The sequence below is a fragment of the Nonomuraea ferruginea genome (genome assembly GCF_039540635.1).
GTDB lineage: Bacteria > Actinomycetota > Actinomycetes > Streptosporangiales > Streptosporangiaceae > Nonomuraea > Nonomuraea ferruginea.
Window position 1 is genome coordinate 361,366 of sequence record NZ_BAABFD010000005.1, and the last position, 15,559, is coordinate 376,924.

Consider the following 15,559-nt stretch of genomic DNA (forward strand, 5'->3'; position numbering starts at 1 on the left):
ACCTACAGCCCTTCCACCCGCTCATCACCGACCACCGGCCCAGCCACCGGTTCCCTCCCCACATCCGACGACCCCGCCGGCTCACCGGCGACGACCGGTCCCGCCGCCGGGCGGATGCTGGCGGTCAGGGCGTCGGCGGCGTCCAGGACGTGTATGCCGGCGACGACCGGCAGGCACTTTCCGGTGGCGGGGCCGATCCTGGCCGCCCAGCGCGCGGGCACGCCGCGCTCGCCCCGCGACGCGCCCGCGACGGCGCCCGCGATGGCGCCGATGGTGTCGGCGTCCCTGCCCAGGCTCACCCCGAACGTGACGGACTCCTCCACGTCGCCCGCGCCGTACAGGTAGGCGGCCAGAGCCAGCGCCACGGCCTCGGGGGCGACGTCGGTCCACGGGTAGTGCCTGACCACGACGGCCTCGTGCAGCGCCACGGCCGGGTCGGCGGCGCCGAGGGCGGCGCGGGCGCGGATGATGTTCCTGGCCGTCCACGAGTCGGCCGGCACCGCCGACAGCGCCGCCTCCACCGCGTCGGACGGATCGGCCCCGGCCATCGCGGCGGCGACGGCCGCGGCGACCGCGCGGCCGCCGAGTATGCCTTCGCCCGACTGGCTGACCCGCCCGTCCTCGGTCACGAGCCGGGCCGCCTCCGCCGGGTCCCCCGGGCAGAACACCCCGTACGGGGCGGCCCGCATGGCGAGCCCGTCGGACCACCCGTGCTGGTGGACCAGCCCGGTCAGCGGCGGCTCCAGCCCGCGCCGCAGCGCCTGGACGGTCCCCAGCTCGGAGAACCCGGCCCCGCGCATCGGCCCGGTCACGGCCGGGATCACCCGCTCCCGGTACGCGGCCGCGACCAGCGCGGACGTCAGCCCGTGCCCGTGCTCGGCCAGCAGCCCGGCGGCGAAGATCGCGTACTCGGTGTCGTCGGTGCCGCCGCCCTCGATCTCGGTGAGCCGCCCCCAGCGGCGGCGGATCTCCTCCGGCGTGAGGTTCTCGGCGGGCGCCCCGAGGGCGTCGCCGGCCGCCAGGCCGAGCAGACACCCCCGGGCCCTGTCGCGATACGTCACCGCTGATACCGCTCCAGCACGTCGTTGCCCTCCTCGACGAGCCGCTTGGCCGCCTCGTCCAGGGTGACCTTGTTGGCGAAGAACTCCTGCAGCACCGGCGTCGCCACCTTGCTCTTCCACTCGTCGTAGCCGTTCACCTTGAGGAACGGCGCCACCACGAGGTCCTTGGCGGAGGCGGTGGCGACGTCCCAGCCGTCCTCCTGGCCGGTGATCGACGGGTCGGAGGCGGCCTCCTGCGAGGTCGGCAGCAGCCAGTCGCCCTTGGCGAGGCGGGCCTGGTTCTTGCCGTTCAGGAAGAACGACATGAACTGGATGGCCTGCTCCTGGTGCTGGCTGTCGGCCGACACCGACAGGGTCTGCGACACCGCGCCCTGGTTGGAGGTGGTGCCCTTGAGCGGCGGCAGCGTCACCCACTCGAAGCCGTCGGGGGCCTGCTCGGCCACCTGCTGGCGCAGGTAGACGCCGACCGGGAGCATCGCGTACTTGTCGGCGAAGAAGCCGGGCAGCGGGTCGGCGGTGCCCATGCCGAGCGCCGCCGGGTCGGCCGTCTTGTCCTTGTAGAGCTGGTCGTGGATGCGCTGCAGGACCGCCTTCTCCTCGGGGCCGACCTTGACGGTGGTCTTGCCGCCGGCGGTCTGGAAGAAGGTGCCGTCGAAGTTCAGCGCCAGGTTGAGCACCTTGTTGACCGGCGACTTCATCGGCCAGGCGACGCCGTACGTGTCGCCCTTGGTGAGCTTCTTGCTCGCGTCGGCGAACTCGTTCCACGTCCACGGCTCCGCGGGCGTGGGCATGCGCACCCCGGCCTCGGTGAGCAGCTTCTTGTTGGCGATGATGACCTGCGACTCCTGGAGGAACGGCACGCCGAACACGCCCTGGTTGCCGCTGCCGTCGTCGAAGGTGACGGTGTCCCAGGCGGCCTGCGGGATGTCGTTCTGCAGGGAGGCGGGCAGCTTGTCCTTCAGGTCGAGCAGGTAGCCCTTGGACGCGAAGCCGGCCAGCGCGGGCGAGTCGTCGTGGAAGACGTCCGGCGCGTCACCGCCCTCGAACGAGGTGACGAGCTGGTCGTTGACGTTGTCCCAGCTGCCCTGGACGTAGGTGACCTGGATCTCCGGGTTGGCCTTGTTCCACTCCTCGACGATCGCCTTGTTGGCCTCCACCGACTCCTTCTGCCAGGCGAGGCTGAGGAAGTCCAGCTTGACCGGTTCGCCCGACCCGCCCGAGGAGTCGCCGGTGTCCCCGCCGCCGCTGCCGCACGCGGCGGCCAGCGCGACGACCGCCACCGCCGCCAACGCGGATTTGATACGCATCTGAGCCTCCTAGCCCTTCACAGCGCCGGCCATCAGGCCGGACCTGAGCCGTCGCTGGATGATTGCGAAAAAGATCAAGCTCGGGATCGTCGCCATCAGCGACGCCGCGGCCAGCGGGCCGAGCCTTGCCACTCCCTCGGGGCCGGTGAACCGCACCAGCGTCAGCGGGAGCGTCATCACGTCCGGGTCCTTCAGAACCACGAGCGCGAACAGGAACTCGTTCCACGACGAGATGAACGAGAACAGCAGCGTCGCCACCACGCCCGGCGCCAGCAGCGGGGCGACCACCTTGACGATCGCCCGCATCCGGCCCGCGCCGTCCACCGCCGCGGCCTCCTCCAGCTCGCGCGGCACGGAGCGCACGTACCCCTGGAGCATCCACAGCGCGAACGGCAGCGTGAACGTCACATGCACCGCCACCAGCCCGGCCAGCGTGTTGACCAGGTCGAGCTCCCGCATGACCATGAACAGCGGGATGATGATCAGGATGAACGGGAACACCTGGCTGACCAGCACCCACCCGAGCGCGATCCGCTTCAGCACGCCCTGGTAGCGGGCGAGCGCGTACGCGGCGGGCAGCGCGACCGCCACCGTCAGGAACGCGCTGGCCAGCGCCACGACGAGGCTGCGCAGCCCGGCCCCGACCAGGTCCTGCTCGCCGAACGCGGCGGCGAAGTTGGCCAGCGTCGGCTCCCGGGGTATCCAGGCGGGGTCCAGGCTGGCCATCTCCTGCGGCGTCTTCAGCGCCGTCGACAGCAGCCAGACCAGCGGGAAGCCCAGGAAGACCAGGTAGACCAGCAGCGCCGCGTACTGGGGGATCCTTCTCATGACGCCTCCCTCAGCTGCCGCCACAGGTAGACGCCGAGCAGGGCGAGCACGACGACCACGATGGCGACGCCGAGCGCGGCCGCATAGCCGAAGAAGCCGTAGCGGAACGCCTCCTCGTACGCGAACAGCATCGGCAGCCTCGTCCGCCCGCCGGGCCCGCCCTGGGTGAGCACGTAGACCAGGCTGAACTGGTTGAAGTTCCACACGAAGTCGAGCGAGGTGATGGCCACGATGACCGGGCGGAGCTGGGGCAGCGTGATGTTCCAGAACCGGCGCCAGGTGCCCGCCCCGTCCATCGCGCCCGCCTCGTACAGCTCCCTCGGGACGGTCTGCAGGCCCGCCAGCAGCACCACCGTGGTCTGCGGCATACCGCTCCAGACGCCCATGACGATGACGGCGGGCAGCGCCCAGGTGAAGTCGGCCAGCCAGTTGATGTCGGTGCCGAGCGTGCTGTTCACGATGCCGGCGTCCGGGTGGTAGACCAGCCGCCACATCAGGCCGATCACCACGGGCGGCATCGCCCACGGCACCATGGCCAGCACCCGGGCCACGCCGCGCAGCGCCAGCCGCTCGTTGAGCAGCAGGGCCAGCCCCAGCGAGGCGAGGAACTGCAGCGCGGTCACCGAGACCGCCCAGATCATCCCGACCTGCATGGACTGCCAGAAGTCGTCGTCGCCGAGCAGCGCGGCGAAGTTGTCCAGGCCGGCGAAGCTGGTGACGTGGTTCCTGCCGGACTCGGCGTCGGTGAACGCCAGCGAGATCCCGTACAGCAGCGGCCCGACGCTGAAGATCAGCACCGGCACCAGCGCGGGCAGCAGGAGCACCCACATCTCGCGGTTCTGGCGCGGCCCGCGCCCGCTCCGCCGGCGACCGGCGGGCGGGGCGGGCCGCGTCGCCGTGGCCGTCACGGCGTCCCCCTCTCCGCGCCGGGTGCCTGGTACGGTGCGGGCTCCTCCCCCGTCGTCGAAGCCCGTACCGCGAGGCGCGGCGGCACGGTCACCCTGCGGGGCTCCCTGTCGCCGTTCTTCAGCCGGTCGACCAGCAGCTCGGCGGCGGCCTTGCCACGTTCGGCCGACCCCAGCGAGACGCTGGTGAGCGACGGCCATGAGGCCGCCGCCAGGTCGGTGTCGTCCATGCCGGCCACCGCCACGTCGTCCGGCACCCGCCGCCCGGCCGCGCGCAGCACGTCCAGCGCGCCGAGCGCGATCAGGTCGTTGGCGCACATCAGCGCGTCGACGTCGGGCCGCCGCTCCAGCAGCGCCGCGACGGCCCTGCCGCCCTCGGCGCGGTAGAAGTCGCCGATCTCGACCAGCTCCTCGTCGTACGGCAGCCCGAGGTCCTCCAGCGCCTCCCGGTACGCGGCCCCGCGCGCGGCGCCGGGCACCGTGTCGGTCGGGCCGTTGACCATGCCGATCGTGCGGCGGCCGAGCCGGTAGAGGTGGTCGATGGCCAGCTTCACGCCGGTGCGCGAGTCGGCCCTGACGTTGTCCACGGGCGTGCCCTCCGGCACCGACCCGATGATCACCACCGGGGCGCGGGCCGCGGCCAGCATGTCCAGGTGCTGCTCGGTGACGCGCAGCGGGCTCATGATCAGCCCGTCCACGTACCGCTCCCCCAGGCTGTGCAGCACGTCGATCTCGTCGGCCACCACCGCGTCCGTGGAGTGCAGGACGAGGCGGTAGCCGGCGGACTTGAGCACCGGCTGGATCTGGCGCAACATGGCGAGGTAGGCCGGGTTGCCGACGTCGGCCATGGCGAAGGCGACCTGGTGGGTGCGGCGGGACTTCAGGGAGCGGGCGACGGCGTTGCGCACATATCCGAGCTCCTCGGCGGCGGCCATCACCTTCCGCACGGTCTCCTGCCGGGTGGGCAGGCCGTTGAGCACCCGCGACACCGAGGCGATGGAGACACCGGCGCGCTCGGCGATCGTGGTGATCGTGGGTCCGTCGGCCAAGGCTGTCCCTTCCATGTACGTAAACGATTTCAGCAAAGAGACTGTAAACGTTTACTGCGTGTGCGCCATGTAACCCGCCCGCCACGTCCCCGGTCAAGTCACGATCCCATCACGCGCGACACGCCCGGAAAACAGAAGTGTGATGAAAACCACGCTTCAGGGGCAAAACCGGGCCTCGGGGGCATGACGCACCGGGTGCGCGGGCCGAGCGGGACGATCATCGGAGAGCGGGCGTCCCGGACCGGCGGGCGGCACCCGCGCGAGCCTCCGCCGGGAGTCCGAATCCGAGGGCGTCATGCCTGGTCAAAGGCCCTTTCGGCACCATCTGACGCCGCATCCCGGCACATCGGGGCTACGGTGAGACGTAAAGCGTGGCCGGCGGCGCGGTCGTCCGCGGCGGCGCGCCCGGGTGGGAGACGCCGTGCGGCGGAGCGGCCGCCACGGCCCCGCGGACACGTTGAGCGGCGCTTTCCGCTACACGAACCGCTGGTATCCGCCATGATTAGCCACTGCACTACGGGTAACAGAATCCCCGATCGTTAACTCCCCGAGGAGAACTACTGATGGCACTTCCTACTCTCACCCCCGAGCAGCGCAAGGCGGCGCTGGAGAAGGCCGCGGAGGCCCGTGCCGCCCGCACCGCCCTGCTGGCGAAGGTCAAGGCGGGCGAGCTGTCGTTCTCGCAGCTGCTCGAGCGCGACGACGACATCGCCAAGAAGATCAAGGTGTCGCAGGCCCTGCGCGCCGTGAAGGGCGTCGGCCCGGCCAAGGCCACCGCTCTGATGGAGGAGGCCGGCGTCGACGAGAAGCGCCGCCTCGGCGGCCTGGGCGCCCAGCAGCGCAAGAAGCTGGTCGAAGCGCTCGGCTGACCACCGGGCGGCCAGGTCCGCGCGATGCCCGCGCGGACCGGCCGGCGACACCGGGATCGGCCGGCGCCGAGGGATGCCGGCCGTCGCACGAAGGGGATGACCGGGCCGAGTGGGGGCTGACGGGCGGATGTCACCGCCCCGAGGCGGGCCCGGTTCCGGCTGGCGCGACCAACGGGCACGCCAGCTGCTCCGGCCCTCGCCGGGGCAGGCCCGGCGGTCGGCACGGCCGCCCGCCGCACCGGCACGACCACCGCCCAGGGCGGCCCCGGGTCGCGCCGCGGGGATGACACGCGCTCAGGAGCCGCGCGGCAGAGCGACGCGCTCAGGCGCGCGTCATCATCACAGCGCGCTCAGGACCGCAGATAGGCCAGGACGGCCAGGACCCGGCGATGCTGGTCGCTGTCGTCGGCGTAGAGGCCGAGCTTGCTGAAGATGCTCCTGATGTGCTTCTCCACGGCCCCGTCGCTGATGACGAGCTGCCTGCCGATGGCGGGGTTGGACTTCCCCTCCGCCATCAGGCCCAGCACCTCGCGCTCGCGCGGGGTGAGCGAGGCGAGCGGGTCGTCCCTGCGCCTGCGCACCATCAACTGCGACACCACCTGCGGGTCGAACACGGTCCCGCCCGCGGCGACCCGCCGCAGGCCCTCCAGGAACTCCTCCACGTCGACGACCCGGTCCTTCAGCAGGTAACCCACCGCGCCCCTGGCGTCGGCGAGCAGGTCGTCGGCGTACGACACCTCGACGTACTGCGACAGGATGAGCACCGGCGCCCCCGGCACCAGCTCCCTGGCCCGCACGGCGGCGCGCAGCCCCTCGTCGGTGAAGCTCGGCGGCATCCGCACGTCCACCACCGACACGTCCGGCCGGTGGGCGGCGACGGCCTCGACGAGGGCGTCACCGTCGCCGACGGTCGCAACCACCTCGCAGCCGAACTCCTCGAGCAGCCTGACCAGGCCCTCCCTGATCAGCACGGCGTCATCGGCCACGACTACACGCACGGCACCTCCGCTACGATCACCGTCGGCCCGCCTTCCGGCGAGCTCACCGCGAGCTCCCCGTCGACGGCGCGGAGCCGGTCGGCCAGCCCGGCGAGACCGTGTCCCTTGGCGACGTGCGCGCCGCCGACCCCATCATCCCCGATGCTCAGCACCAGGCGATCACCGGTGTGCACCAGCCGGATGGTGCAATGGGATGCCCGGCTGTGCTTGGCCACGTTGGTGAGCGACTCGGCGACGACGAAGTAGACCGCGTTCTCGACCGCGGCGTCGTACCGGCCGGTGGCCCGCACGTCCAGGTCGACGGGGACGGTGCAGCGGCCGGCGAGGGCGGCCAGGGCGGGCGCGAGCCCGCGGTCGGACAGGACGGGCGGGGCGATGCCGCGCGACAGGGCGCGCAGCTCGTCGAGCGTCTCGCGGGTCGAGGTGATCGCGGACCTGATCGTCGCCTGGGCGGCCTCGGGGTCCTTGTCGAGCTGCCGCTGCGCCCGCGACAGCTCCATGGCCAGCGACACCAGCCGCTGCTGGGGGCCGTCGTGGATGTCGCGCTCCAGCTTGCGCAACGCGTTGGCCTCGGCGGAGACCGCGGCGGCACGCCCCTCGGCCAGGTCGTCGATGCGCTCCTGCAGCTCGGCCACGCCGGTGAGCAGCACGCGGCCGAGACCGGCGCGCAGCAGCGAGGAGCCGCGCACCACGAACGGCATGATCAGCAGGAACAGGAACCCCAGCGTCACGTAGAAGACCAGGTTGACCAGGTAGCCGTCGCCCAGGCCGAGCAGCTCGGGCAGCTCGACGTTGCCCGGGATGCGCGAGGTGACCAGGCCGTAGATCGGATAGGTCAGGCCGGCCAGGGGCACCGCCCAGAAGACCGTGGTGAGCACGAACGACACCAGCGCGAGCGGGAAGTTCACGATGGCGTGCAGCAGGTCGAGCCAGGACTGGCCGCTGGTGAGCGGGTTGATGATCCGGCGGAAGCGGCCGGCGCCCGGCGGCGGCGCCTTGTAGCGGGGGCGTACGGGCGGGCGCTTGAGCACGTCGGAGAGCCAGCCGCGCTCCGCGTCGGCGAACAGGCGGGCGGCCAGCATCGTCCCGGCCAGCACCGGCACGCCGATCCACACGACCATGCCGCCGAGGCCCGCGGCCAGCCCGGCGATCGAGATCACGAAGGCGAGCGCCGTCGCGGGGAACCCCACGAGCGTGTAGCGGGTGTCCAGCAGAACCCGCCTTGTCAGGGAGCGCATGCCCCAAACGCTAAGGCCCCCGCGTGCCCTTTTCGACCCGGTCTGCCAGTGTCAGGGGGTGGGGACAGCCCTACCCCCGGCGGTCCTGCCGGCCTGCCCGGAAGACGGTGGCGCGCGTCAGTGTGCCCGGGAGCCGTGCACGGAAGCCTTGAACCCATCGTTCCCCCGATGAATCGAGGCATCCCCGATGACCGTCCTGCTGGAGCGGCCGCGCACCGCGCAGCCCGCCGCACGCGATCCGTTCATCGACGTCCTGCGGGTGCTCGGCATGGCGCTGGTGGTGCTGCAGCACTGGACCATCCCGGTGCTCGGCTACGACGGCGCCCGGCTGACCACCGGCAACGCGCTGGCCACGCCGGGCGTGTGGGTGGTGACGTGGATCAGCCAGGTGATGCCGCTGGTGTTCTTCGCGGGCGGGGCGGCGAACGCGATCAGCTTCCGCCGCTCCGCCGCCGGCGGGCCGCGCTGGCTGACGGGCCGGCTGCGGCGGCTGGCCTGGCCGCTGCTGCCGCTCGCCGCGGTCTGGATCCCGCTGCCGCACCTGCTGCTCGCGCTGGGCGTGCCCGAGCAGCCGCTGGAGGTGGGGGCGCGGCTGACGGGCCAGTTGCTGTGGTTCCTCGCCGTCTACCTGATCGCCGTGGTCGCGACCCCGTACCTGCTGGGCCTGCACGAGCGGTACGGTGCGCGCGTGCCGATGGCGCTGGCCGCCGGGGCGGTGCTGACGGACGTGGCCCGGTTCGCGTCCGGGATCGACGCGGCCGGCTACCTGAACGTGGTCTTCGTGTGGCTGGCGGTGCACCAGCTCGGATTCCTGTACGCGGACGGGCGGCTGGCGCGGCCGGGCCTGATGGCGGCCTGCGGGTACGGGGCGGCGGCGCTGCTGGTCGCGTTCGGCCCGTACCCGGGCAGCATGATCGGGCTGCCCGGCGCCGAGACCTCGAACATGGCGCCGCCCACGCTGGCGATCATGGCCGTCGGGTTCGGGCAGGTGGGGCTGGCCGTCCTGCTGCGGGAGCGGATCCTGCGGCTGCCTCTGCGCCGCCTGCTCGCCTGGGCGGGGCCGCGGATGATGACCGCGTACCTGTGGCACATGCCGGCGCTGTTCGCGGTGACGGGCGTGGTCGTGGTGGGGCTGGGCGTGCCCACGCCCGAACCCGGCGGCGGGGACTGGTTCGCGGGGTGGCCGCTCTGGTTCGGGCTGCTGTGCCTGGTGCTGTGGCCGCTGATGCGGTGGTTCGCCCGGTACGAGGAGCCGCCCGCGTTCGCGTACGGGATCGCCGGCTGGGGCATCGCGCTGGCGGCGGCCGCGCTGATAGGCGGCGGGCTGCTGACGCTGACCGTCGCGGGGTTCGCGCCTGGGGCGGCGCCGGTGGCGGCGGTCGCGGCGATCGCGGGCGGGCTGTGGCTGACGAGGGTGAGCGCGCCGAAACGCGCCCGTCATCTCGCCGGGGCAGAATGACACGCCATGACGACCATCCGCCCGCCGGTCGAGTCCGATCTGCCCGCCGTCGCCGCGGTCTACGCCCACTACGTCACCGAGACCGTCGCCACCTTCGACGAGACGCCGCCGACCGTGGACGAGTGGCGGGCGAAGGCGGCGGCGATCACCGGGGCGGGGCTGCCGTTCCTGGTGGCCGAGGAGGACGGCGAGGTGCTCGGGTTCGCCTACGCCGCCCGCTACCGGCCCAAGCCCGCCTACCGGCACACGCTGGAGGACACCGTCTACCTCGCGCCCGGGGCGACCGGGCGCGGGCTCGGCGGGATGCTGCTGGCCGAGCTGATCGCCGCCGCCCGGCAGGCCGGCGCCCACCAGCTCGTCGCGGTCGTCGCGGGCAGCGGCGAGGAGACGGCGTCGCTCAACCTGCACGCCGCCTTCGGGTTCGTGGAGGCGGGACGGCTGCGCCGGGTGGGGTTCAAACACGGCCGCTGGATCGACACCACGCTGCTCCAACTCGGCCTGGGGTCCTAGCATCCCGCAGACTTCGGCAGGATAGAGGTGTGAGCCTTCTCATCGACCGCCTGCCCGACGAGATCGACGCCGATCCCGACACCATCTACGAAGCGTTCGCCTCCTGGAACGCCGAGAGGGGGCTCACGCTCTATCCCGCCCAGGAGGAGGCGCTGATCGAGGTGGTCTCGGGCAGCAACCTGATCCTGGCCACCCCCACCGGCTCCGGCAAGAGCCTGGTCGCCGCCGGCGCCCACTTCACCGCCCTGACCCGCGACCAGCGGACCTTCTACACCGCGCCGATCAAGGCGCTGGTGTCGGAGAAGTTCTTCGACCTGTGCGCCGTCTTCGGCACCGAGAACGTCGGCATGATGACCGGCGACGCCAGCGTCAACCCGGGCGCGCCGATCATCTGCTGCACCGCCGAGATCCTGGCCAACGTGGCGCTGCGCGACGGCGCCAGGGCCGACATCGGCCAGGTGGTGATGGACGAGTTCCACTTCTACGCCGAGCCCGACCGCGGCTGGGCCTGGCAGGTGCCGCTGCTGGAGCTGCCGCACGTGCAGTTCGTCCTGATGTCGGCGACGCTCGGCGACGTGTCCATGTTCGAGCGCGACCTAACCCGGCGCACCGGCCGCCCGACGGCCGTGGTCAAGAACGCCGAGCGGCCCGTCCCGCTGGTCTACTCCTACCGGATGACGCCGCTGCACGAGACGCTCGAGGAGATGCTGTCCACCTCCCAGGCCCCCGTCTACGTGGTCCACTTCACGCAGGCGGCCGCCATGGAGCGCGCCCAGTCGCTGATGAGCATCAACATGTGCACCAAGGCCGAGAAGGAAGCGATCGCCACCATGATCGGCGGCTTCCGGTTCACCACGCGCTTCGGCCGCGCCCTGTCGAGGCTGGTCCGCCACGGCATCGGCGTCCACCACGCGGGCATGCTGCCCAAGTACCGGCGGCTGGTCGAGCGGCTGGCCCAGGCCGGGCTGCTCAAGGTCATCTGCGGCACCGACACGCTCGGCGTGGGCGTCAACGTGCCGATCCGCACGGTGCTGTTCACCGCGCTGTCCAAGTACGACGGCAACAAGGTGCGGCGGCTGCGCGCCCGCGAGTTCCACCAGATCGCCGGCCGGGCGGGCCGCGCCGGGTTCGACACCATCGGTTACGTCGCCTGCCAGGCCCCCGAGCACGACATCGAGAACGCCCGCGCGCTGGCCAAGATCGGCGACGACCCGAAGCGGCGGCGCGGCTACGCCCGCAAGAAGCCGCCGGAGGGGTTCGTCGGCTGGAGCGAGGAGACGTTCCAGAAGCTCCAGCAGGCCGAGCCCGAGCCGCTCCAGTCCCGGTTCAAGGTGAGCAACGCGATGCTGCTGGCCGTCATCAACCGGCCCGGCGACTGCTTCCAGGCGATGAAGCACCTGCTCACCGACAACCACGAAGACCGCAAGTGGCAGCGGCGGCACATCAGCCAGGCCATCGCGATCTACCGGTCGCTGCTGGCCGGCGGCGTCGTCGAGCAGCTCCGCGAGCCCGACGAGCAGGGCCGCCGCGCCCGGCTGACCATCGAGCTGCAGGAGGACTTCGCGCTCAACCAGGCGCTGTCGACGTTCGCGCTGGCCGCCTTCGAGCTGCTCGACCGCGAGTCGCCCGGCTACGCCCTCGACATGGTGTCGATCGTCGAGTCCATCCTGGACGACCCGCGCCAGATCCTGTCGGCCCAGCTGAAGAAGGCGCGCGGCGAGGCCGTCGCCGAGATGAAGGCCGACGGCGTCGAGTACGAGGAGCGCATGGAGGCGCTCGCCGAGATCATGTACCCGATGCCGCTGGAGGACCTGCTGCTCGGCGCGTACGAGACCTACCGGCGCGGCCACCCGTGGGTCGGCGACTACACCGTCAGCCCCAAGTCCGTGGTCCGCGACCTGTACGAGCGGGCGATGACGTTCAGCGAGTACATCCAGTTCTACGAGCTGGCCCGCTCCGAGGGCACCGTGCTGCGCTACCTGGCCGACGCCTACCGCACGCTCTCGCGTACCGTCCCCGAGCACCTGAAGACCGAGGAGTTCGTCGACCTGATCGAGTGGCTCGGCGAGCTGGTGCGCCAGGTCGACTCCAGCCTGATCGACGAGTGGGAGAAGCTCGCCAACCCCGGCGAGGCGCTGGAGCGGCGCGACCAGCTGGAGACCAAGGTGCGCCCGGTCACCGGCAACCCGCGGGCGTTCCGGGTGCTGGTGCGCAACGCCATGTTCAGGCTCGCCGAGCTGTGCGCGCTGGAGAAGGAGGCGGAGCTGGAGGAGCTCGCTCCCGACGTCGACTGGGGCGCCGCGCTCGACGCCTACTACGACGAGCACGAGGAGATCCTCACCGACGCCGACGCCCGCGGGCCGGCGCTGCTGCGCATCGAGGAGGAGCCCGGCGTCTGGAAGGTCCGCCAGACTGTGAAGGACCCCGCGGGCGACGGCGACTGGGGCATCGACGCCCAGGTCGACCTGACGGCGTCCGACGAGGAGGGCCACGCCGTCATCCACGTGCAGGGGCTCAACCGGCTCTAGGAAGTCAGCGCCCTCGTCATGAACACGCTGTTGGGGTCGGGGCGGTAGTCCGCGAACGGCTCGCAGAAGGTGAAGCCGAATTTCTCGTACAGCCGCCGCGCCGGCAGGTAGAACTCGGCGGAGCCGGTCTCGAGGCTCAGCCGCCGGATCCCCATCCGCTCCGCCTCGGCGATGATGTGGGCGAGCAGGAAGGACGCCACGCCACCGCGCTTGCGGGCGGTGGCCGTGCGCATGGACTTGAGCTCGGCGTGTCCGGGGTCGAGCCGCTTGATCGCGCCGCAGCCGACCAGCGTGCCGTCGTCCCACACGGACCAGAACGTGATCTCGGGGCGGCGCAGGCCGTCGAGGTCGAGGGCGTGTTTGCTCTCGGGCGGCGTGGTGGACAACATCTCTCTGACGTGCTCGTCCAGGAATTTGGCGATCTCGTCGCCGGTGAGGTCGTCGACCACGATCTCCATTTTTGCCGCCCCCTCCGCTCGCCGATTGACGGTACATCTCCCGCGTTAAGGGGATGTTTCGGCGTTTTCACGGAGGGAGACTCTCTCCCCGGGGTCCTGGGCTGGCCCCCGCGAAGAGCAGCCCCGGCTCCCGGCGGGGAAAGAAAAAGCCGTGTGCCGGAATGGACTGGCAAGGGCATTCCGGCACACGCCTGTTAATTCATAATCGCTTCACGATGTTCGGCGTCTCGTCATGACAATGTCCCAAGATCGTGACATTTCGGCCTTCCGGGCCTCTCAGCAGGCGGCAATCCTGCAGATCTTGCCCAGCATCTTCTTGCTGTCCTTGATCTGCATCTTGAAGTCCGAGGTGGCGGGCTTGCTCCACTCCCCCGCGACTGTGTAGATCACCAGCGCGTTCGCCCGCCGCGTCACGATGCCGCGCTCGCCGCCGATGGCCACCCGCCTGCCGCTGTAGGCCTGGCCGGTGACGGCGATCGACTCGTCGCCGAGCTTCACCCGCTTGCCCGTGAACCGGTAGCTCTTGGTGCCGCAGGCGGAGACCGCGGAACGGATGTCCCGCATCGCCTTCTTGGCCCCGGCCTTCGAGGTGTAGAGGATCACCTGCTCGGACTTCGAGTAGTCGGGCACGGCCGTGTAGATGAGGGTCTTGGCGGCCTTCCGGCCGGACCGGGCGAGCGTCGCCCTGTCACACGGGTTGACGACGAGCCGCGCGGCGGTCCGACCGCTCACCGCCCAGCTGTGCTCGGGGTTGTCATCCTTCTTGGCGGCGGCCTTCTCGTACAGCATGAAACCGTCGGGAATGGCGACCGCTGCGGCTAACAGGAGTATGGAGATCATGGTCCCCGATGGTACGAGCCGCCGATGCAGGGATTCTTGCAGCCCGCTTGCTCAGCCGCCGGAGATGTCGGACTCGGCGTCCTCGGGGACGACGGTGTCCCAGGCGTCGTCGAGCCAGCCTTCAGGCAGGTGGACCTTGGTCCGCTCGCCGGACTTGCCGCGCGGCGTGTCGGTGTGCGGCGGCCACGGCTGGTCAGGGTCCAGCTCGGCCAGCCCTGCGCGCAGCTCGTCGAGCGAGTCCGCCGTCGTCACCCGCCGCCGCGCCTCGGCGCCCACGGTGAAGCCCTTGAGATACCAGCCGATGTGCTTGCGGAAGTCGGCGATGGCGTAGCGCTCGGTGTCGAACGCCTCGACCATCATCGTGGCGTGCCTAGCCATCGTCCGCGCGACCTCGCCGAGCGACGGCCTGGCCCGCTCGGCGCTGCCGTCGAACGCACTCCGCAGATCCCTGAACAGCCACGGCCTGCCGAGGCAGCCGCGGCCCACGACCACGCCGTCGCATCCCGTACGGGCGACCATCCGCAGCGCGTCGTCGGCGGACCAGATGTCGCCGTTGCCCAGCACCGGGATGTCGGGCACCGCCTCCTTGAGCCGGGCGATGGCGTCCCAGTCGGCCGTGCCGCCGTAGTGCTGGAGCGCGGTGCGCGCGTGCAGCGCCACCGCCGCGACGCCCTCCTCGGCCGCGATGCGGCCGGCGTCGAGGTAGGTGAGGTGGTCGTCGTCGATGCCGGTCCGCATCTTCATGGTGACGGGCAGCGGGCCCGCGTTGGCCACCGCCGCACGCAGGATCCGCCGCAGCAGGTTGCGCTTGTACGGGAGCGCGGAGCCGCCGCCACGCCTGGTGACCTTGGGTACGGGGCAGCCGAAGTTGAGGTCGACGTGGTCGGCCAGGTCTTCCTCGGCGACCATCTTGACCGCCCGGCCCACCGTCACCGGGTCGACCCCGTACAGCTGGAGGCTCCTGGGCCGCTCCGGCTCGGCGAAGCGGATCATCTTCATGGTCTTGGCGTTCCGCTCCACCAGGGCGCGGGAGGTGATCATCTCGCACACGAACAGCCCGCCGCCCTGCTCGCGGCAGAGCACCCGGAACGGCGCGTTCGTGATGCCCGCCATCGGCGCCAGCACCACCGGCGGCCACACCTCGATCGGCCCAATCTTCATCCTTGAAGTTGTAGCGCAGGTCCGGCGGGAAGCGGTATTCGCACGGGTGAGGCGGGGCGGCGGGAAATTCGCTAGAGTAGTCGGGCAACGCGGAAGTGGCTCAGTGGTAGAGCATCACCTTGCCAAGGTGAGGGTCGCGGGTTCGAATCCCGTCTTCCGCTCGGACAGGTTGCCCGGTGGAGTGGCCGAGAGGCGAGGCAGCGGCCTGCAAAGCCGTGCACGCGGGTTCAAATCCCGTCTCCACCTCGACGGACGATTAGCTCAGCGGGAGAGCGCTTCCCTGACACGGAAGAGGTCACTGGTTCAATCCCAGTATCGTCCACCATCTCCACGAAGTCGCGGGTTCGG

14 protein-coding genes and 3 tRNA genes are annotated in these 15,559 nt (G+C 71.3%); 7 read left to right on the plus strand and 10 right to left on the minus strand.

Features of this window, described 5'->3' with window-relative positions; all coding sequences use genetic code 11:
• Positions 1–2 precede the first annotated feature (2 nt).
• Genes ABD999_RS12650 through ABD999_RS12670 form a run of 5 tightly spaced genes read right to left on the minus strand, consistent with a single transcriptional unit; the run spans position 3 to position 5,150 of the window.
• Positions 3–1,061 (minus strand): ADP-ribosylglycohydrolase family protein, encoded by a 1,059-nt coding sequence (locus ABD999_RS12650; protein ID WP_345482697.1) that lies wholly within the window; start codon positions 1,059–1,061, stop codon positions 3–5.
• A complete protein-coding gene (locus ABD999_RS12655; RefSeq protein WP_271280432.1) occupies positions 1,058–2,368 on the minus strand; it encodes an ABC transporter substrate-binding protein in 1,311 nt (436 codons plus the stop codon). Before ABD999_RS12655 ends, ABD999_RS12650 begins: the two co-directional genes overlap by 4 nt.
• A gap of 9 nt (positions 2,369–2,377) precedes the next feature.
• Entirely contained in the window at positions 2,378–3,196 is an 819-nt protein-coding gene (locus ABD999_RS12660) for a carbohydrate ABC transporter permease (RefSeq protein WP_148030724.1), read from the minus strand.
• A complete protein-coding gene (locus tag ABD999_RS12665; protein WP_271280433.1) occupies positions 3,193–4,104 on the minus strand; it encodes a carbohydrate ABC transporter permease in 912 nt (303 codons plus the stop codon). The genes ABD999_RS12660 and ABD999_RS12665 overlap by 4 nt, the downstream gene beginning before the upstream one ends.
• Complete coding sequence (locus ABD999_RS12670) at positions 4,101–5,150, minus strand: LacI family DNA-binding transcriptional regulator (RefSeq protein WP_148030723.1); 1,050 nt, start codon at positions 5,148–5,150, stop codon at positions 4,101–4,103. The genes ABD999_RS12665 and ABD999_RS12670 overlap by 4 nt, the downstream gene beginning before the upstream one ends.
• Before the next feature lie 563 nt (positions 5,151–5,713).
• Between ABD999_RS12670 and mihF the strand changes: the two genes are divergently transcribed.
• Complete coding sequence (gene mihF / locus ABD999_RS12675) at positions 5,714–6,019, plus strand: integration host factor, actinobacterial type (protein ID WP_101784984.1); 306 nt, start codon at positions 5,714–5,716, stop codon at positions 6,017–6,019.
• A gap of 350 nt (positions 6,020–6,369) precedes the next feature.
• Here mihF and ABD999_RS12680 read toward each other — a convergent pair whose 3' ends face one another.
• Together ABD999_RS12680 and ABD999_RS12685 are read right to left on the minus strand one after the other, a co-directional pair.
• Positions 6,370–7,017, minus strand: coding sequence for a response regulator transcription factor (locus tag ABD999_RS12680; RefSeq protein ID WP_148030722.1), 648 nt, complete (start codon positions 7,015–7,017; stop codon positions 6,370–6,372).
• The gene (locus ABD999_RS12685; protein ID WP_148030721.1) at positions 7,008–8,255 is read right to left on the minus strand and encodes a sensor histidine kinase; all 1,248 of its coding nucleotides are present in this window, start codon (positions 8,253–8,255) and stop codon (positions 7,008–7,010) included. The genes ABD999_RS12680 and ABD999_RS12685 overlap by 10 nt, the downstream gene beginning before the upstream one ends.
• 187 nt (positions 8,256–8,442) lie before the next feature.
• Here ABD999_RS12685 and ABD999_RS12690 point away from each other — a divergent pair, with 187 nt between their 5' ends.
• From ABD999_RS12690 to ABD999_RS12700, 3 genes are read left to right on the plus strand one after another with little or no spacing between them, the layout of a single operon-like run.
• Positions 8,443–9,714, plus strand: a complete 1,272-nt coding sequence (locus ABD999_RS12690; protein ID WP_271279277.1) for an acyltransferase family protein — start codon at positions 8,443–8,445, stop codon at positions 9,712–9,714.
• A 6-nt stretch (positions 9,715–9,720) separates the two neighbouring features.
• The gene (locus ABD999_RS12695; protein WP_271279276.1) at positions 9,721–10,224 is read left to right on the plus strand and encodes a GNAT family N-acetyltransferase; all 504 of its coding nucleotides are present in this window, start codon (positions 9,721–9,723) and stop codon (positions 10,222–10,224) included.
• 29 nt (positions 10,225–10,253) lie between these two features.
• Positions 10,254–12,752 carry a DEAD/DEAH box helicase gene (locus ABD999_RS12700; protein WP_148030718.1) on the plus strand — a complete coding sequence of 833 codons (2,499 nt, stop codon included), beginning with the start codon at positions 10,254–10,256 and terminating at the stop codon, positions 12,750–12,752.
• On the opposite strand, the gene ABD999_RS12705 is transcribed toward ABD999_RS12700, so the two are convergent.
• The 3 genes from ABD999_RS12705 to dusB form a co-directional block, all read right to left on the minus strand.
• Entirely contained in the window at positions 12,749–13,210 is a 462-nt protein-coding gene (locus ABD999_RS12705) for a GNAT family N-acetyltransferase (RefSeq protein WP_148030717.1), read from the minus strand. The genes ABD999_RS12700 and ABD999_RS12705 overlap by 4 nt on opposite strands.
• A 276-nt stretch (positions 13,211–13,486) precedes the next feature.
• A complete protein-coding gene (locus ABD999_RS12710) occupies positions 13,487–14,050 on the minus strand; it encodes a hypothetical protein (RefSeq protein WP_219548271.1) in 564 nt (187 codons plus the stop codon).
• Between the two features lie 51 nt (positions 14,051–14,101).
• On the minus strand, positions 14,102–15,211 hold the full coding sequence (dusB, locus tag ABD999_RS12715; RefSeq protein WP_271279275.1) for a tRNA dihydrouridine synthase DusB: 1,110 nt from the start codon (positions 15,209–15,211) through the stop codon (positions 14,102–14,104).
• Positions 15,212–15,300: 89 nt separating this feature from the next.
• Between dusB and ABD999_RS12720 the strand changes: the two genes are divergently transcribed.
• The 3 genes from ABD999_RS12720 (at position 15,301) to ABD999_RS12730 (ending at position 15,536) form a co-directional block, all read left to right on the plus strand.
• Positions 15,301–15,372 (plus strand) — tRNA-Gly (locus ABD999_RS12720).
• A 14-nt stretch (positions 15,373–15,386) separates the two neighbouring features.
• Positions 15,387–15,457: transfer RNA gene (locus ABD999_RS12725), tRNA-Cys, on the plus strand.
• Between the two features lie 4 nt (positions 15,458–15,461).
• Positions 15,462–15,536, plus strand: a tRNA-Val gene (locus ABD999_RS12730).
• Positions 15,537–15,559 lie beyond the last annotated feature (23 nt).